Origin of the sequence: Bacillus sp. FSL H8-0492 (genome assembly GCF_038006145.1) — a bacterium.
GTDB classification, from domain to species: domain Bacteria; phylum Bacillota; class Bacilli; order Bacillales; family Bacillaceae_G; genus Bacillus_A; species Bacillus_A mycoides.
The window spans coordinates 1,768,618-1,788,210 of the sequence record NZ_JBBOUP010000001.1 but is presented as its reverse complement, the minus strand read 5'-3'; the positions used below and the strand labels follow the sequence as shown (position 1 = coordinate 1,788,210).

At 36.5% G+C, this 19,593-nt stretch carries 17 protein-coding genes; 3 read left to right on the top strand and 14 right to left on the bottom strand.

Going from position 1 to position 19,593, the window contains the following annotated elements:
- The first annotated feature begins 69 nt into the window (after window positions 1-69).
- Window positions 70-819: a (S)-benzoin forming benzil reductase gene (locus MHH66_RS09100; protein ID WP_002128461.1), complete on the top strand. Its 750-nt coding sequence runs from the start codon at window positions 70-72 to the stop codon at window positions 817-819.
- 35 nt (window positions 820-854) lie between these two features.
- Here the strand turns inward: MHH66_RS09100 and MHH66_RS09095 are convergent, their stop codons facing one another.
- From MHH66_RS09095 to MHH66_RS09070, 6 genes are all read right to left on the bottom strand, one after another.
- On the bottom strand, window positions 855-1,688 hold the full coding sequence (locus MHH66_RS09095) for a GNAT family N-acetyltransferase (RefSeq protein WP_078185273.1): 834 nt from the start codon (window positions 1,686-1,688) through the stop codon (window positions 855-857).
- Window positions 1,689-1,754: 66 nt separating this feature from the next.
- The gene (gene argH / locus MHH66_RS09090; protein ID WP_078185272.1) at window positions 1,755-3,263 is read right to left on the bottom strand and encodes an argininosuccinate lyase; all 1,509 of its coding nucleotides are present in this window, start codon (window positions 3,261-3,263) and stop codon (window positions 1,755-1,757) included.
- A 101-nt stretch (window positions 3,264-3,364) separates the two neighbouring features.
- Complete coding sequence (locus MHH66_RS09085) at window positions 3,365-4,474, bottom strand: serine hydrolase (RefSeq protein ID WP_002128464.1); 1,110 nt, start codon at window positions 4,472-4,474, stop codon at window positions 3,365-3,367.
- Between the two features lie 117 nt (window positions 4,475-4,591).
- The gene (locus MHH66_RS09080) at window positions 4,592-5,629 is read right to left on the bottom strand and encodes a nucleoside hydrolase (protein WP_078185271.1); all 1,038 of its coding nucleotides are present in this window, start codon (window positions 5,627-5,629) and stop codon (window positions 4,592-4,594) included.
- Between the two features lie 29 nt (window positions 5,630-5,658).
- On the bottom strand, window positions 5,659-7,092 hold the full coding sequence (gene panF / locus MHH66_RS09075) for a sodium/pantothenate symporter (protein ID WP_002087740.1): 1,434 nt from the start codon (window positions 7,090-7,092) through the stop codon (window positions 5,659-5,661).
- A 3-nt stretch (window positions 7,093-7,095) separates the two neighbouring features.
- Window positions 7,096-7,374 carry a YhdT family protein gene (locus tag MHH66_RS09070; protein WP_078185270.1) on the bottom strand — a complete coding sequence of 93 codons (279 nt, stop codon included), beginning with the start codon at window positions 7,372-7,374 and terminating at the stop codon, window positions 7,096-7,098.
- 272 nt (window positions 7,375-7,646) lie between these two features.
- Here MHH66_RS09070 and dhaS point away from each other — a divergent pair, with 272 nt between their 5' ends.
- Window positions 7,647-9,131: an aldehyde dehydrogenase DhaS gene (gene dhaS / locus MHH66_RS09065; RefSeq protein ID WP_002014355.1), complete on the top strand. Its 1,485-nt coding sequence runs from the start codon at window positions 7,647-7,649 to the stop codon at window positions 9,129-9,131.
- Between the two features lie 50 nt (window positions 9,132-9,181).
- Here dhaS and fabG read toward each other — a convergent pair whose 3' ends face one another.
- Window positions 9,182-9,922: a 3-oxoacyl-ACP reductase FabG gene (gene fabG / locus MHH66_RS09060; RefSeq protein ID WP_063219673.1), complete on the bottom strand. Its 741-nt coding sequence runs from the start codon at window positions 9,920-9,922 to the stop codon at window positions 9,182-9,184.
- A gap of 133 nt (window positions 9,923-10,055) precedes the next feature.
- Here fabG and MHH66_RS09055 point away from each other — a divergent pair, with 133 nt between their 5' ends.
- Window positions 10,056-10,202, top strand: a complete 147-nt coding sequence (locus MHH66_RS09055; RefSeq protein ID WP_078185269.1) for a YfhD family protein — start codon at window positions 10,056-10,058, stop codon at window positions 10,200-10,202.
- Window positions 10,203-10,276: 74 nt separating this feature from the next.
- On the opposite strand, the gene MHH66_RS09050 is transcribed toward MHH66_RS09055, so the two are convergent.
- The 7 genes from MHH66_RS09050 to MHH66_RS09020 form a co-directional block, all read right to left on the bottom strand.
- Complete coding sequence (locus MHH66_RS09050) at window positions 10,277-12,130, bottom strand: terpene cyclase/mutase family protein (RefSeq protein ID WP_078185268.1); 1,854 nt, start codon at window positions 12,128-12,130, stop codon at window positions 10,277-10,279.
- A gap of 102 nt (window positions 12,131-12,232) precedes the next feature.
- Window positions 12,233-12,658 carry a divergent PAP2 family protein gene (locus tag MHH66_RS09045; RefSeq protein WP_000447809.1) on the bottom strand — a complete coding sequence of 142 codons (426 nt, stop codon included), beginning with the start codon at window positions 12,656-12,658 and terminating at the stop codon, window positions 12,233-12,235.
- A gap of 80 nt (window positions 12,659-12,738) precedes the next feature.
- Window positions 12,739-13,680 carry an EamA family transporter RarD gene (gene rarD / locus MHH66_RS09040; RefSeq protein ID WP_002014350.1) on the bottom strand — a complete coding sequence of 314 codons (942 nt, stop codon included), beginning with the start codon at window positions 13,678-13,680 and terminating at the stop codon, window positions 12,739-12,741.
- 104 nt (window positions 13,681-13,784) lie between these two features.
- Window positions 13,785-14,033, bottom strand: coding sequence for a DUF1294 domain-containing protein (locus MHH66_RS09035; RefSeq protein WP_016092058.1), 249 nt, complete (start codon window positions 14,031-14,033; stop codon window positions 13,785-13,787).
- Between the two features lie 112 nt (window positions 14,034-14,145).
- Entirely contained in the window at window positions 14,146-15,522 is a 1,377-nt protein-coding gene (locus tag MHH66_RS09030; protein WP_002128470.1) for an APC family permease, read from the bottom strand.
- Window positions 15,523-16,024: 502 nt separating this feature from the next.
- A complete protein-coding gene (locus tag MHH66_RS09025; protein WP_002066460.1) occupies window positions 16,025-16,165 on the bottom strand; it encodes a hypothetical protein in 141 nt (46 codons plus the stop codon).
- Window positions 16,166-16,222: 57 nt separating this feature from the next.
- Entirely contained in the window at window positions 16,223-19,585 is a 3,363-nt protein-coding gene (locus MHH66_RS09020; RefSeq protein ID WP_078185267.1) for a tubulin-like doman-containing protein, read from the bottom strand.
- Between the last annotated feature and the right edge of the window lie 8 nt (window positions 19,586-19,593).

Below are 19,593 nucleotides of genomic sequence, written 5' to 3'. Positions count from 1 at the left end.
TGTAGACAAACTATATAATGTACGTTGTCCAACAAAATTCCACATATATGGAGAGGAGTTTACTATACTATGCGCTACGTTATCGTAACAGGAACTTCACAAGGTTTAGGTGAGGCAATCGCCGTGCAATTGTTAGAAGAAAATACAACCGTTATCTCTATTTCTAGGAGAGAAAATAAACAGCTTGCAAAACTCGCAGAGCAAAACGACAGCAATTATATTTTCCATTCCATAGATCTTCAAGATGTACATAATTTAGAAACTCATTTTAACGAAGTCTTTTCATCTATTCAAAAAGACAATGTCTCATCGATTCATTTAATTAATAATGCAGGAACACTTGCACCAATGAAACCTATTGAAAAGTCAGAAAGTGAACAATTCATTACGAACGTTCATATTAATTTAATCGCACCAATGATTCTTACTTCCACTTTCATGAAACATACGAAAGACTGGAAAGTAGAAAAACGCATTATAAATATTTCATCTGGAGCAGGAAAAAATCCTTATTTCGGATGGGGAGCTTATTGTACAACGAAAGCCGGTGTAAATATGTTTACACAGTGCGTAGCTACTGAAGAAGTGGAGAAAGAATATCCTGTAAAAACTGTCGCTTTCGCACCCGGTGTTGTTGATACAAATATGCAAGCACAAATTCGTGAAACAAATAAGGAAGACTTTATTAACTTAGATCGATTCACCGCATTAAAAGAAGAAGGAAAGCTGCTGTCACCTGAATATGTTGCGAAAGCTATTCGTAACTTACTAGAAACTGAGAATTTCCCGCAGGGTGAAGTAATTCGAATTGATGAATAACAAAGAGGCACGCTATAATAGCGTGCCTTTTCATTCTATTTCTCTAAAAATATAAGTACAGACTCCATAATCTTCTCATAACCAATTTCTTGATAAATTTTATTTGATGTCGGATTTGCCAGGTCCGTATATAATGTCGTTGTTTTGTAGCCTTCATCTAACATACGTTGACTAAGTGCAGCGACACAACTAGATGCGTACCCTTTTTTCCGAGCTTCTTTCGGTGTATATACAAAATTAACTGTTATATTGTTTGTAGTCGGTCTCGTTTTTGCAGCTACAGAAATAATCTTCCCGTCTACTTCTAAACCAAATAGACAACGATTAGTAATTAATGTATGAGCAGTTTGTTTCGCTTCTTCTTTCGTAGTAGGAAGCTTCACATCTTCGCAAAATTGATATATCCACTGCTCTATTAATGTTAGCTCATCACTACTTACTTCTCGAAAGATTCCATCTCCGTTCCACTTTTTCTTTACTTGTTTTAATTCATATATACCTTGCTCCATTGCAACATTAGTTTTCTTATTCTCTAACACTGCAATCTCTTCCGCTAATTTCTGTACGATTTTTTTATTACCAATCAATCCAGGAATATGTGGATATACTTTCGTTAACTCTTTTGCAAGTTCCTTAATAGCTACTGCCGAAATCTCAGACGTAGCAACAATTATTTGTTTCTTTTCTTCTGTTTGAAGAAATACAGCTGCAATTTCTTCCTCTTGTTTTGCTACTCCTATAAATATCGGTTCTTGGACCATTTGTAATACACCTAATATGAGATTATTTTCCTGCTCATTCTTCTCTAAAAATGGTTTAACCTCTTCTGTAAAATTAAGAATCTCTTCATATACATGTAGTTGAATCATCGACAATCTCTTCTCTCTATTTATAGTTTCATTAAGTATTGGCGATTAATTCATTAAATCCTTCTTTTACGATTTAATAATATTCGAAGCTAACGTATTCAAATCATTTTCAGCTTGTAAAATTCTTTGTTTTTCCTTTTCAAATACCTCTTCTTCTTTTTGAAATGACTCTTTTCGATTTTTAATCATACGCTCAATCTCTTTTTTACTCGGTCCACCATATACATTTCTTTTTTGAATAAAAGCTTCTGGTGATATAATTTCTTTCCACTCTTCTTCTAATAAATTTACTTTCAAATTTTCTTGTAAGTATACATTTATCTCTTTGAAATTTAATTCATGTAACTCCTTTTTCTGCTCCAATGACATATTCGCAATCGCACTTGCTGCATGATGTGCATGCCGAAATGGTATTTCATAGTTTTTTGTTAAAACATCTGCGAAATCTGTAATCGTAATCGCGTGTTTATATGAACGACTTTTTAACGTTTCCTCTTCTACTTTCATCGTTCGAATAACTGCGTTCATCATACAAAAAACACGAATCGCCTTTTCAATTCCTTTATATAAATATGGCTGCAAGTCATCCTCCGTATCGACAATATCGCCAAATGGTGTATTATGAATCATTTGAAATACAGTAAATGCTTCCCCTAAAGCACTACTCGTAATAGCACGGGCATGTTCTATTGAAACAGGATTTCGTTTTTGCGGCATAATACTACTTATTTGCACATATGGCTTCGCTACAGTAATCCCATCATATTCTTTCGTCGCTAATAGTAAAAAATCATGAATCCATCTACTCGTATTCGTCATAATAACCATTAGTAACGAGCTAACTTCTAATAAATAATCTGCTCCAGCAACAGCATCATATGAGTTCTCAATTACATTTGTAAATCCAAGTAACTGTGCCACTCGTTTTCTCTTAATTGGGAAGCTTGTTGTAGAAAGGGCAGCTGCCCCCATTGGAGAATGATTTAAAAGATGATACGCTTTTTTCATTCTTTCTAAATCTCGTTGCATCGTATCATAAATTGCCAAAATATAATGACCAAATGTTGTCGGCTGCGCCGGTTGTGTATGTGTATACGCGGGCATAATTGTTTCCATATGTTCACCGGCGAGCTCCAGCATACTTTCTTGCAGCAATAAATGATGTTCCATTAACCGCAATACAAATTGCCGTAAACTCATGCGATACATCGTTACACCCATATCATTTCTACTTCTACCGATATGCATATTACTTACAAATTCACACTTTGCTTCTTGAGAAAGCAAATGTTCAACTAAGAAAAAAAGATCTTCATGTTGCTCTGTATATAGCAACTTCTCCTTTGGGATCCCCTCTACTTTTTTAAGTGCGGTTAATATAACTTTCGCTTCTTCTCTTTTCATTAACTTTTCTTCAGTTAACATAGTAATATGTGCCCTATGCACTTGAAACATATCTTTTAATAAATAATTACGCTGAAAATTAAATACGTGCTGTAATACACAATCTACATATGTTTTCCCAGGGAAATCAGCGCCTTCATTCTTAATAAACTCTTCTTTACTCTGTTTCATCACCTTTTCCCCTTTCGCCTAAGTGTTACTACCCATCATACCCAAGGATGGTGAAAAAGTGTTTGTACATAAAAATAAACTCGGCGCTCATAGCACCGAGTTTATTTAATAAAAGTCGCATCATACTTATCACTTTGCAACACTTGAAAGTGTAGATTTGCTAAATGTTTACGTATTTCAGCACTGTCATCCTCATTTAAATTATTTGCCAAGAAAACAATTTCTGTACAGTTTCCGCGTTTATCCATTGCATAAACTGCTTTTGTTACCGTCCATGGTGTATAACCATTCTTTTGTCCAGCATGCCTGAATGTTTTACGATATTTCTTTGCGCTCATATCTGTTTCAACGATATTCGCCCACACTTTTTCTTCCGCTTCTGTAAGACCACCTTGATGATTTGCCTTTTGAAGCAGTACCATATAATCGTTAGCGGAAGCAGCCGGCAATCTATCCGACCAAATTTTGTCGTAACGTTCCTCTAAATACAGAGGAATTTCCTTCTGTAATAATGGTCCCTTCTTTTTTAAGCGTTCATGAATAATCATAGCATATTCACGATATTGCTCTTGAGACATTTCTTTTAACTTTTTCTCTATTTTATATTTTGGAACATGTAATTCTTTATGCAAATATCCCGGAATGTATAAAGATGAAACAATCGGAAATAGCGGTTGATGTGCAGGAAGTGCTAAACTTTGTAAATTCCGATTAATATTGTCTAATCCTAATACCTCCATTAAATATTCAGTATTTGCATTAGAACTAAACTTAACCATTCCTTTTGCAACTTCTTCTAAAGAAACCGCTCCTTCAGTTATCTTTTCTTTTTTTTGCAAATAATTTTGCCATCTATCTTGTGCACCACCATCTGTACCCGGCACATAATAACGATTCACATCATTAATTGAAACGAAACTAGACGGATCGATTTTCCCCTCTGTAACTTGTTTCGTATATTCAAGCGCCACAATTAACTTCATCGTACTAGCAACTGGCAATACAACATCCGGATTCACAGAATACACGACTTTATCATTTCTTTTTATTAAAAGTGCACTATTCTTTTCATCTTTATGTTCTTCAATAAAGGATGCTATGTACTGCGCATCATCATTATTTGAACTCCACACCTTTTTCACTAAAAAGTTACCTGATATCAGCAAAACAAAAATACCCACAATCACTGCGCATACTATAGTTTTTTTCAAGTAAAATTCCTCTCCTATTGTGTAACTCTTCTCTATTTATCTCTTAAAAACAAAATAATGGAGATGATTATTTAAACAATCATCTCCATTATTTTAACTTGTATGCTACTATTATGTCTACGTCATAATTTTCACAAAATCCTCTAGAAACTTTTTATAATGTAAAGACCAGCCAATTTTAACCCAATTTTTCAACGCTTTTGCTTCAGGTTGCGGGCGAAAATCAGCGATACTTTCCCCTTTCGCAACTCCAACCGTATCTACATCAACACGACGATACACGTAATCTAAAATAGATGGATTTGCCGCTACCATCATCGTTACTACATCATGCACTGGGCTCCCTGTTATTTTAGGATTCAGATTTTTATAAGCTTTATAATAATAATTGAAAATCGGTTCTATTAATTTCTTGAAATTCGTTTTAGAATGTTTCGTAATGTATTTCACCATCTCCGGTGTAATAATCGCTTCTGATGTAACGTTAAGCGGTATTAATGTCACATTTTTTGCATTTTGCATAACTAATTGTGATGCAATTGGGTCACCATGAAAATTGGCTTCCGCGACTGGTGTAACATTTCCGGGCATTAAAAAAGCTCCGCCCATTATATAATATTCTTTCACATACTTCATCATTGGTTTTTCTAAAATAAATGCCGTCGCTAATGTTGTTGATCTGCCGGCATCAACAATGATTAGTTCTCCTTTATATTTTTCAATGATATCGAAAAATGCACAAAAAGGTTTAATATTGGGAGAAAAAGTTTTAGGAGGCTTAATAGGTCCCAAACCGTCTACCCCATGAATTTCCGGATAATATGTTACAAAATCCCCAGATAAAGGAATTTTTGCTCCATTAATAACAGGTATATCTTCCCGACCCGCTATTTGCAATAAATATGCCGCATTACTCGTCGCCTTTTCCTGAGTTACATTCCCATATCCTGTTACTACTCCAACAATATCAATATCAGGATGCAATAATCCATACATAATTGCTAAAGAGTCATCAATTCCTGGGTCTCCTAAAAATAATATTTTTTTCATAGACCTCAACTCCATCCCATCAATTGTTATTACTTTATGAATACATGACGGAATACAGAATGAAAAAGATAAATTTTGTATAAACAAAAAACGTAGGAACTTCATATTAGAAGTTCCTACGTTTTTCTATATTTTCATGCTACTTTTTTCATCGTGACCATACTACCAATTATATAAGAAATAAATGCAAAGCAAATCGGGAAAACAACTGTATGTATACCGAATGGATTAGGGTAGCAAAGGTGAATAAACATATAGGAACCTACTCCAACTAAAATAGATGCGAGAGCTCCAGTTGCATTTCCTTTTTTCCAATATAAACCTAACACAATCGGCCAAATGAACGCTGCTTCTAAACCACCGAAAGAAAATAAATTTAACCAAATTAAAAAGTCTGGTGGCTTAATAGCGGCAGCATATACGAGTAATCCTACGATACCAGTAATCAATAGGCTACCTTTCTTTATCGTACTATCCGCGGCATCTTTATTTATGTAGTTCACATATATATCTTTAATAATTGACGAACTTACAAGTAATAATAATGAGTTCACAGTAGACATTATCGCTGCCATTGGTGCAGCTAAGAAAACTCCAGCTAACCAAGGTGGCAACACTTCCATCGCGAGTAGCGGCATTACTTTATCTGGTACCGTTATGCCTGGAAGGACTACTCTTGCAAACACACCTGTTAAATGCATACCAATCATAATTGTACCGACGACAACCGTTCCAATGATTAATGCTTGGTGCATAGCTTTTGAATTTTTATAAGACATAGCACGCACACTAATTTGCGGTAATCCAACGACACCAATCCCAATTAAAATCCAAAATGATGTGACATATGATTTCGTTAAACTTCCATCCGCTCCGAACGGTGTTATTAGATTCGGATTAATTTGAATAAGTTCCTGCATAATCTTTTCAACTCCGCCACCAGCAATGACAGTAGCAATTAAAATGATTGTTGTTCCGACTAACATAATGATTCCTAATAACGTATCTGATAAAGCGACTGCACGAAATCCACCAATTAACACATACACAAGTACAGAAAATGTAAATAAAAATAGTGCCGTTGTGTAGGAAAGTCCTGTTAGCGACTCAATTAATCGTCCGCCGCCAACCCACTGGGCTACTGTTGCTGAGAACAAAAAGATTATAATACATAACGCAGAAAGAACAACTACCGCTTTATTATTGTATCTGCCCTTTAAATAATCAATAAGCGTAATTGCTTCCATCTTTCTAGCGATAATAGCAAACTTTTTACCAATAACCGTTAAAACGATATATCCTGTTACAACTTGAATCGCTGATAACAGCACCCATCCAAGACCCATATTGTAAGCAATACCAGGCCCGCCGATAAAGCTACTTGCACTACCGTACGTAGCAATCATCGTCATAGCTAATAATAAGCCCCCAAGTTCACGCCCACCAAGAAAATATTCTTGTAAAAATTTATTATTAGCGGTTGCTTGTACACGTCTTGATGCATATACACCAATTAAAAACACAACGATAAAAGAAATTATCATTGGGATTATTACATACCAATTCATCTATCATTCCTCACTTTTTTCTTCCTCATCGAGTGAAATATCTTGAAATAAAAAACGAACAACTAAAATAAGCAAACTAACCATTACGATAAATCCAACGATACAGCTATAAAAAAACCATGCTGGAAAACCTAATACATATGTATATTCACTCGGATCCTTATTTCCAAGCCCATAGGCAAATCCATACCATATTATAAAATTAATAATAGCTAATCCAAGACCAATTAACGCTTCTCTATGGGCAACTCGAAAGCGCGGATCATCATGATAATTCTTCATTTTCCCCCTCCTCTCACGATGTATAATTGTACCACTGTTTTTCTAGTTTTTCCTACTAGAAAACAAAAACGCGCAGGATTTTTTGTAATTATATAGAATACAATGTTTCATTACATATTTTTTACAATTGTAACGAAAATGAAATTTGAATTTTCAGCGTTTTTTATTTATGATTTTAAGTAGAGGCTTTTCATCTAGTTCCCACATCCTTGATTTCAGAATAAACGCCGTCTCGTACTGCGTTTAAATTATATTTTCAAGGGGGTTATACAATGAGTCAACTAGCTGTAAATCTTCATGAAAAGGTAGAGAAATTTCTTCAAGGCACAAAGAAACTATATGTGAACGGAGCGTTCATTGAAAGCGCTTCCGGAAAAACATTTAAAACGCCTAACCCAGCAACTGGTGAAACACTCGCTATCGTTGCTGAAGCTGGTCGCGAAGACATTCATAAAGCTGTGGTAGCTGCTCGAATGGCTTTCGATGAAGGTCCTTGGTCACGCATGAGCACCGCTGAACGCAGCCGTCTTATGTACAAGCTCGCTGATTTAATGGAAGAGCATAAAGAAGAGCTCGCACAGCTCGAAACGTTAGATAACGGAAAGCCAATCCGTGAAACAATGGCGGCAGACATACCACTTGCAATTGAGCATATGCGCTATTATGCTGGCTGGGCGACGAAAATTGTTGGTCAAACAATTCCTGTTTCCGGTGATTACTTTAACTATACACGCCATGAGGCTGTTGGTGTCGTCGGTCAAATTATCCCTTGGAACTTCCCACTTCTTATGGCAATGTGGAAAATGGGAGCTGCGCTTGCTACAGGATGTACAATCGTTTTAAAACCTGCAGAACAAACTCCACTATCCGCTCTATATTTAGCTGAATTAATTGAAGAAGCTGGATTCCCGAAAGGTGTTATTAATATCGTTCCTGGATTCGGTGAATCAGCTGGACAAGCACTTGTTAATCATCCACTCGTTGATAAAATTGCATTTACTGGTTCTACTCCAGTCGGTAAACAAATTATGCGACAAGCATCTGAATCATTGAAACGTGTTACTTTAGAGCTTGGCGGTAAATCACCGAACATTATTTTACCAGACGCCGACTTATCTCGCGCGATTCCTGGTGCACTTTCTGGTGTTATGTTTAACCAAGGACAAGTATGCTCTGCTGGATCACGCCTATTTATCCCAAAGAAAATGTATGATAATGTCATGGCTGATCTCGTCCTCTATTCTAAAAAACTAAATCAAGGTGCCGGTCTTAACCCTGAAACAACAATCGGTCCTCTCGTTTCCGAAGAACAACAAAAACGTGTAATGAGCTACATTGAAAAAGGGATTGAAGAAGGCGCTGAAGTACTTTGCGGAGGAAGTAATCCATTCGATCAAGGCTACTTCGTTTCTCCTACAGTATTCGCTGACGTAAATGACGAAATGACGATCGCAAAAGAAGAAATTTTCGGTCCAGTTATTTCTGCAATACCTTTTAACGATATTGATGAAGTGATTGAACGTGCAAATAAATCACAATTCGGCTTAGCGGCTGGTGTGTGGACAGAAAATGTTAAAACAGCACACTATGTTGCAAGTAAAGTACGTGCTGGTACTGTATGGGTAAACTGTTATAACGTCTTTGATGCAGCATCTCCATTTGGAGGATTTAAACAATCCGGTCTTGGCCGCGAAATGGGATCTTACGCGCTGAACAACTATACAGAAGTGAAGAGCGTTTGGATTAACTTAAATTAACGAGAAAGAACCTGACCTACTCGGTCAGGTTCTTTTCATTATGTATTCATTTACACTTGCAACCCACCGCTCACATTTAATACCTCTCCTGTAATGTAAGACGCATACTCTGATGCTAAAAAGGCAGCTGCGTTTGCAATATCTTCCGGCGTTCCGATTCTTCCAACTGGAATCGCTCCAACCATTTTCTCTTTTACTTTATCCGGTATTGTTTTTGTCATATCAGTATCCATAAATCCTGGACAAATCGCATTACACGTAATACCAAAACTTCCAACCTCTTTCGCTGCTGTTTTTGTTAAACCTACAACCCCTGCTTTTGTAGCCGCATAATTTGCTTGTCCAATATTTCCTTCCCTACTAATAGAAGAAATATTAATAATCCGCCCATACCCTTGTTGCCTCATATAAAGAAGCGCTGGCTGCATACAGTAAAAAACGCCAGTTAAGTTCACTTGTAATACTTGTTCCCAAGCTGATTTCTCCATCTTATGTAACATTGCATCTTTTGTAATTCCAGCGTTATTCACTAAAATATGTAATGTACCAAATTTTTGCACCGCATATTCAATTAACGACTTCGCTTCATTTTGATTACTCACATCACATCGATATAAACTCACATCATACCCTTCATCTGATAATTCACGTGTCGTTTTTTGTAGCTTCTCTTCATTTACATCACTAATTAATACTTTGGCCCCTAGTTTTGCAAAAACTCGTGCGATTTCTTTTCCAATCCCCTGCGCAGCACCCGTTACAACAGCTGTTTTCCCATTCAACAATTCCATCTCTATCCCCCATTTCTATTAGTTATATTGTATATTTCGGCTCTATGCTTTCCAAATCCTCTTTGTATAAAAAAGTCTATTTGTGTCAAACTAACTTTGCAACGCCGCATAAAACACAAGGAGATTGTGTCGAATGAAAAAAAAGAATGTAAATCAAAACAAAGCTGCCGATGGCATTGATGTTGAGTTCGCTCGCGAACTCAACATCAATGACTTAGAAGCAAACGCACGTGCAAATGCCGCTGATGCACGTCAAAAACGCCAATCAACAGAAAAATAAGGAACTACAACGTTCCTTATTCTTTTCAACAGGGACCTACTACCCATCAAAATAAACCGAGAGTATCTCTCGGTTTATTTTCTATATTTCTTTACGTAGTGCGCTAAAGCAAGTAACGGATATATATGCCCATAACTATGATAGCGAATATAAAAGCCCCCCGGTAACCCTGTACCAGTAGGATATTTTTCATTCATAGTAGACTGCGCGAGCAAATATGTAATTCCTTTTCGAATAATCGGTGTTTCTTGGTCGTAGTAAGAAATGAGTGCATCAAGTGCCCACGCTGTTTGTGACGGCGTACTAAAAGGTAAAGAAATAAATTTTTTCTCTACACTACTTTGACAGGATTCTCCCCACCCTCCGTCTTCATGCTGCAAATGTTCGAGCCATGAAGCTGCTTTTTTCAACGATGGATGAGTAGAAGGCACTCCTAATGCACGTAAGCCTGTCATCGTTGCCCATGTCCCATATATATAACATATCCCCCATTTTCCATACCATGATCCATTCTGTTCCTGTACATCCATTAACCATTTGATAGCTTTCTTTTTTTGCTTTTCAAGCAATTCATTCGGTGCATACGTTCCGAATAATTCTAACACCCTACCTGTAATATCTGGTGTGGACGGATCGGTTATCATATCACTCGCATTTTCAATCGGCAAATTCGATAGTAACTTGCTCGTTACCCCTCGTTCAAAAGCTCCCCAGCCTCCATCATTGTTTTGCAATCCTTTTACCCATTCCACACCTCTTCCCCACGCATCATCTACTCTATCATTCCCTCTACTTCGCGCTAACGCTCTAAGGGCAGCTGTAGTATCGTCTATATCAGGGATCGTCGTATTAACATCTGAAAATCCCCAACCGCCAGCTACAAGTGATGATGCATGTACGCTCCAATCTACCTTTTTAGTTTGTTGTTTTTGCAATAAATACTCCGTCGCCCTTTGAATCATCTTATTTTCATTTGTAACTTTAGCTTCTTGCAATGAATAGCTAAGTAAAGCGGTATCCCATACGGTAGAAGGAGAATTTTGCAAATGACTTCCTCTGTCCATCTTCCATATATAAGATTTTAATCCTGTCACAGCTTTCTCAATAATTGGAGACTGAATAGAGTGCCCTAATGCAAGCAAAGCATAAATCATATAAAACGTAGCACTGGCGTAACTATATAATGTTCCATTTTCATCTATACGCTCCTTCATAAAGCGCTCTACTTCTTCGTATCCTTTATGATGTAACGATAATGGATAAGATATTACCTTTTTCACATCACCTAAAAACGATTGAAACAGCGGAGACCGCTCCTCTCGAAACCATTGCCCACCCCCGCCTGCAATATGATTTAAATTTGGCAATAACTTTTTCTCTACACGGAATCTCTTATTCATACAAATCATCATCGGAATTAAATGTATACGCGCTGAGCTGCTTAGCCCAAATATACTGAGGGGGGAGTCATCTTGTAAAAATAAGATTGGCGTTGGAAAGTGAAAAAGCGCAGGAAATTCATATTCTCCATGAATCGCTAATAAAAATTTCGTCATAAAATGAGCACGAGAAACTCCCCCGTGTTCCTTAATAAACATTTCAGCTCGCCTCATATTCATAGCTTCTTTCGAATATCTTTCCGAAGCAAGTAAAGCAGCATATGCTTGAATCGTCGCGGATAAATTCCCTCCCTTTTCATCTTCGTATAATTTCCAAGTCCCTTCATTTGTTTGAAGAGATACTAACCTTTTCACAAACGGTTCTATTTCGTCATTTCGCCCTAATAATTTGAGTAAAAAAATCATGTGACAATCCGTTAGCAAAGCTCCTTCAAAACAAAATTGCCACGTTCCATCTCGCCTTTGCATCGTTTGAAGTACAGTCGTTCTCCGCTCTATCTCCTCATGCACTTTGTCATATAGTAGCACACCGCTCACCCACCCTTTCTAAGTCCGTATACGATATTCGAAAACTCATCTAAATATGTATGAAAACAAAGAAAAGCAGAACGTGTATTACACACATTCTGCTTACAAACAATACCCAACCCCAACAACAATTCCTAATAGTGCACCAACAACAACTTGATACGGTGTATGTCCAACGAGCTCATTTAACTTTTTATATTCTGTTTGTCTACCATGAAAAAAATCATTCAATATTTTCGCTTGCTTACTTACCGCAAGCCTTACTCCTGAAGCATCGTACATAACAATAATGGCAAAAATAGCGGCAACCGCAAATATTGGACTCTCCACACCTTCCACCACTCCGACACCTGTAGCAAGTGCAGTAACCGTCGAAGCATGCGAACTTGGCATTCCACCTGAAGCAAAGAACTTAGCAAAATCAAACTCGCCTGTTTTTATTAATTTAAAAACGACTTTCGTTAACTGTGCTAAAAACCAAGAAATTATAGCTGCTATAAGTGGATCATTATGTAAAATTGTTTCCATGTTTTTCAGCTCCTCACTGACTATAATGGAATTTCTATATAATATAAGTATAAAGAAAAATGCGTAGAAAATACTACGCATTATGATACTTTTGCTGATTTATTTTTAATAAATTTTGGTTGCTTCTGTAGTAGAAACTTTGTTTTCGCCATTGAAAAGACAAATAAAGCAATCCATATACAGAAAAACGCAATCATATGAGTAGATGTGAAATGTTCACCAAAAACGAACACACCTAAAATTAAACTAATAGTCGGCGCGATGTATTGTAAAAATCCTATCATATAGAGCGGAATAAGTTGTGCTCCTTTAGCAAAATAAAAGAGTGGTAACGCTGTAACAATACCTGCCCCTATTAAAAGAAACGTTGATATTGCCGAAATAGAACCGAACGAACCAAAGCCATGAACTCCTGTCATAAACAAATATATAAGTGCAAATGGCGTCACTAACATCGTTTCCATCGTAAGCCCAATTGTTGCATCATAATTTAATAATTTTTTCGTTAATCCATATAATCCAAATGAAAAAGCAAGTGAAAGAGAAACCCATGGAATTGATCCGAAACGTATCGTTAAAATAACAACGCCCAATCCAGCTAAACCAACCGCAACATATTGCCAAAAATTAAGCTTCTCTTTTAAAACAACTGTACCAAGTAAAATACTTATAAGTGGATTAATATAATACCCAAGACTTGCTTCGATTACATGGTTATGATTTACGGCCCATATGTATACAAACCAGTTTCCACTAATAAGTACCGAAGCAATTGTTAATGACATTAATAATTTAGGTCGTTTAAAAAGGGCCACTAACTCCCCACCAAACTGACGAAACCTCTTCGTTACTCCTAAAACTAACAACATAAAAACAAATGCCCAAACGATGCGATGCGCTAATATTTCATCTGCCGGTACTTCCTCCACCCATTTCCAATAAATCGGAAGGACTCCCCACATCGTATACGCACCTGCTGCATATATAATCCCCTGCTTTTGCTCTGCTGTTTGACTCCCCATCTTCCTTTTTCTCCTCTTCTCTTTTTTCTTCATTATAAAGTCTCACATACTTACTTTACCAATATTCAATCTGCATTTCTTTCGACATTCCTCTTGCAAATCCTTTATATGTATAAAAACACTCCTACTGTTATAATAACGAGCACTGGAATACCGAAGACAAATTTACTTTTATGTGTCTTATGATGAAACATATACATACCAATCCAAGCTCCAACCGCTCCTCCAGCTACAGCTGATAAAAACAACGTACTTTCTGGCGTTCTCCACTGTTTTTTCTTTGCTTTTCGCTTATCAAGCCCCATCATACTAAATGCTATAACGTTAATAATAATAAAGTATATCCATTTCATCTTATTCTCTCCCTTAAAAAATCCGCTTTATGTTAACACGAAAATAAGGTGCGCACAAATAAAAATGGCTATAGGTAAAAAAACTTTAGCCTACAGCCATAATTGTAATACCTTATACTCTATTTCTAATCTTACTATGTTTTTTCGCGTATATAAAATAAATAAAAATACCTACAATAACCCAAATTGCAAAACTGATTAAAGTGGTTTTAGAAAGATTTAATGCTAAATATAAACAACTTACTATCGCAAGTATAGGTAAGAATGGAACTAACGGAGCACGGAACGGTCTTTTCAAATTAGGATGTGTCTTCCTTAATACAATTACAGCTATAGATACAAATATGAACGCTGTTATCGTTCCCACATTCACTAAATTTGCCAACAAATTCAAGTCCAATAAACCTGCTAATACAGCCGCAAGAATACCCGTAATCCATGTATTAAAAAATGGTGTTTGATAACGTTTATGAACACTCGAAAATCTTTTTGGTAACAATCCATCTCGGCTCATCGAGTATGATACTCGAACAAATGCGAACATAGCAACTAACAGAACTGTTGTTAAACCAGCTATCGCTCCAACTGATAATAGACCAGCAATTCTATCCTCTCCTACAATACGCAGTGCATATGCAACTGGATCAGCTACATTCAGATCCGTAAATGGAACCATTCCAGTTAACACGAATGAAACACCAACATAAAGAATTGTACAAATGCATAAAGAGACAAGTAATCCAATTGGAACGTTACGTTGTGGGCGTTTCACTTCCTCTGCTGCTGTTGCAACTGCATCGAAACCTAAAAAGGCAAAAAATACAGTAGCAGCTCCTCCAATAACACCATGGTATCCAAAAGGAAGAAACGGCTGCCAATTCTCTGGCTTTACATAGTTTGCTCCTACAATAATAAATACTAAAATAACAGCCAGTTTAATAATAACCATTATATTATTTATACGTGCACTTTCTTTCACACCACGACTTAGTAAAAATGTAACAATTAAAATAATAATAACCGCTGGCAAGTCGATAATCCCGCCATTCCCCATCCCTGGTGCAGAAGCAATGATTGCCGGAATATGAATATTAAACCCTAGTAGCAATGACTGAAAATAGGCTGACCATCCCGCCGCCACCGCAGAAGTAGCTAATAAGTACTCTAACATGACACACCAGCCAACTATAAAAGCAAAAATCTCACCTAATGTCATATACGTATACGAATACACACTTCCTGAGACCGGGACTGTAGATGCAAATTCAGCATAACAAAAGGCTACACAAGCACATACAATTGCAGCTAACATAAAAGATAATACAATTGCTGGACCAGCATGTTTCGCCGCTACAATACCTGTTAATACGAAAATACCTGTACCAATAATTGCTCCAATTCCTAAAAGCGTTAAATCAATTGCTCCTAAAGTTTGCTTTAACACTTTTTTCTTTTCTTCATTCATTGCTTTCTTTATAAATAAACTCATTCGTAGAAACCTCTTTTTCAAAATTATCCCTTACTCATTACAATCTTTATTACTGTTGCTATTACACATTAATAATATTCATGCTTTACTTTCACTCCCTATATAGACTCCACAAATTACATAATTTAAAATCAGAAAAATCAATCTTCTAAAAACAAGCTTGTTTTTAGAAGATTGATTGAATTTATCACAGGATTAATTATATTGTCAACAATATAATTAATTCACCCGAATTGAATAATTATAAATAAAATAGCATTCCAAAATATACGATACCACTCACGAACACTGCCGATTCCCATTTTAATACAATTTCCATTATTCCAAAATTCATTTTTATACATTTAACTCAATGTAATCCCCGTATGCAAACATGATAAAATCAGTCGATTTGTTATATAGAAATAACTATTCATCTTATTAGAGCAATTAACTTTCCTGCAAATTACAAACAGTATTTTCACTTAAGACAATAAAAAAAGCGCAGATGTTCATCTGCGCTTTATTCTTCCGCTTCAATTTCTGTACTACTATTATCGATATGTTCCTTTCGAGCTTCTTCTTGCAGCTCTGCTGAAATCATTCCATAATAAATTTCTGGATATAATCCAAATATTTGATATACACTTCCTAAAAATGGCATCGGAATCCCTCATTTCTAAAGTTGTATTGTCATTCTTAAGGATTCCCTTTTCACTCATTATACATTCGTTTTTGGCACTTCTTCTTCATCGGGAACATGTAATATATTTTGCCATTTTTTATAAGGCGCACTATTTGGATCCACATACCCTTTCGCATACGAACGATCCCACAATTGTTTCATAAACATCTCTTTCTCTTTCTTTGCAACCATATCTGCACCTGTTCCGTAATAGTTTTGGAAATACAGCTCAATTTCATCAAGGAATAACCTTAACAAATCGTCAGATGTTTCTTCTAACGTCGGGTCATATTTTGCCTCACGGTCATACATTAAAATCATATCTAAAATATTATGAACATGCTCTTTACGGAGCCATCTTATATCTTGAGCGCCTAATACAAATGCATGTGTATATAAATGTCCACCTTGTATCATTGCCTTTTCTTGTTCTTCTTCAAATCGTGACAAGATGTTTTCATAAATAAACGGATTATGAAGCAATGCTCTGTGCAACTTATAACTTTCACTTGAAATATTTTTCCCCATCGACTGAATTAAAAAGCTACGGCCGACACCATTATATTGATACACGAATTGTCCATCAACAGCAACTAAGCTAATCCAGCGATACATATACGCGTATAGAAGAGCACGATTACATTTGTCGTAATCTAACTTCGTTTGCGTTGCATTCAAGTCTGGCATAAAGGCTGGTAAGTGCCAATATTTATCTAAATGCGGCGTCAAACTAGATTTTTTACTATTTAATTTGTTCACGCGGCGATAATACGATTGAAAATAATCACCTTTATCGTTCATAAAACCATTCGCAATATGTCCAGATGAAAGCTTAGGAAAATCTTGTAGCGATAATCCGTAATGAGCACGATAACAAATCACTTCAAATGGTGAAAACGCCTCGTTTACCGTATCTTTTTCTTTAAACATTTCTTGCAATAACTCTTCTTGCAATTCTTGTTTTAAAGATGGATGTACGCCCCAATATTGTAATTCTCTATGATGAGAAACTTTCGGAACGAACGGACTTGCTAAATGGAAAAGATCTTCAATTTTTTCACGAACGTATTCATCACGATCACGCTTCTTGAAATCTGCTTCTTTTCGCAATGCTTCAACGATATTAAGCTCTAATTTGTCACGATAGCGCACTTGAAGTTCGTCATAACAATAACTCAATATATGTTCACGATAGAAGTCTTCCACCTTTTTCGACTGAATTTCTTCGGCTTTCGCATCACGACAATATTCCCCGTACAAGCTCATATAAATTTCGGACGATATATCTTTCGGTAATACACCTAAATTTAAATGTTGCTGCATATCTTGCCAAATCTTTTCTTGCAATTTCTCTTCAGCTAATACGTATACATTCGTCGGGTTCGTTTTCCCCTCAAATTCCTTGCTTCGCTTTTGGATTTCAAACAATAAATTTTCACGTGTTTCGTATAAATTATCAAAGAATCTTTCCCAATATTGAATCATTTTATCAACTGCTTGGTATAGCGATTGATACACGAGTTCTAACAACATTTCTTTACGATACTCACTTAATTTGTGTACGTACTGCGTTACAATATCTTCAAATTCTTTTTTAAACAAACGCTGCTGATTATTAATCATTTTTCCAAACCAGCCTTGTTGCTGCGCAATTTCAACGCGGCGAACAGCCGTTACAGTTCCATCAATATTACTCACATTAAATTTCTTATCGTAGTTTTGAATTAAATTACGCTTTTGTTCATTATTTTCATGTAGTCGATTCATCTTCTCTACTAACTGCTTACGAATTTCATACAGCATAAAACGTGCTGCAACTGGATGAACTGGATCCGTTTTCTTTAAAAACCATGTATTTAATTGGTAAGACTGTCCTTCTGAGCCACTCGGTGTAAAGCAGTCTGATTCAATCATGTCATATAAAAGGGTAGTAACATGCTCATGTACACGGCTCGGAATGGCATAAGCATATAAACGAACCGCATGATCAACTCTCGCTACTTCCCCCTTCATTTGTTCCATCATTTTAAGCTTCGCAGCCGATATTTTGCACTCATGCTGCAGGCGGTTTAATTCCTCATCTTTTTGCACTGTACGGTGTACGTAACTCTCTACAGCATCTAAAAACAATTTTGATTTTGCAACACCGAGCTTACCACCCTCTGCCCCTTCACGTGTTTCATGGTACATTTGTCTATAAAAAATATGAGCTTGTTCTGGCCGAGTAGCAAGATGCTCTAAGTCTTCTAAATAACTTTTCCCGCGCTCTGGCTTTTCACGCTGCATACCACGTTTGACATCTTGGTCGTATCTTTGCTTTTTTTCTTGAAACAGTTGATCTAAATGAAGCCAAGATTCATCTAAACCTTGCACCGCCCATTTTAAAGCACAGTATTTCAAAACGTGCTCATACGGATAAATAAGTTTTGCCGTTCCTGCTCCGCAATATCTCCCTTTCCCACTCGATTCTGCCAATTGCTGAATTTGATTATCTTCTTGTGCAAAATGATTTGCAGACATTGGACTAAATAACTGTAAATAAATCGTATTTGCCATTTGCTCCATATAATCTGATAAATTGTGCAAATGGTGCCCATGTAAATTTTCATAATCATATAAGAAACAATAATTGTACGGTAAATGATGCTGCTTTATCGTATGGTTTGTTCTTCCGTCCTCATCCACTTGATCAGGACGATATTCTAATTCAATCGTTACGCCGCCTCGTTTTGATAATTCACCAGTCGATCCAAGCGTAATAGCGTGCAACTCTTTTAACGATGCATAACCATTCGCTTGCACAGTTTCAAACTCTTTCGCACTAACCGTTCTCGTCTTAACTAAAACATCTGGCATTAAAAACGCACCGCGAATTAAAATGTTATGATGCTGCAATTTCTTCCGGAGCATCTCACGCAAATATAATGCGATTTGTAAAAACATCCCTGAGCCTGTTCCGCCGGCTAGTGATGTTACAATAATGACACGTACACCATATTCGGTCTGATCACTTGTAACTGGAAAAATCTTCTCGATTTCTTGCCAAAACGATGTGAGTTTATCTTCTTTCATCGCAGCACGTAACGCTAACCGTGAAATGACGCGTAACTGTCCAGCCCCTTCTGTTAACGGTTTATCAAGTATAGTCGGATCCATCGGAAACCACTCTGGAATCGTTGGATCTCCCGCAATATACTCTCTCGGTGTTTTACTCGAGCTCGTTTGCGTCTTAAACTTCCGAATATGATCAAATTTACTCAATGTATTCACATCTGTATCAAATACATGCATCGCTACCTTTTTACGACGCTCCTCAGGTAATCTTTCATATATTTGATGTGTGACAGTACTACCGATTCCACCTAAGCCAATTAAAATTGTTGGAACTTGTAATGTCATGTGAACCA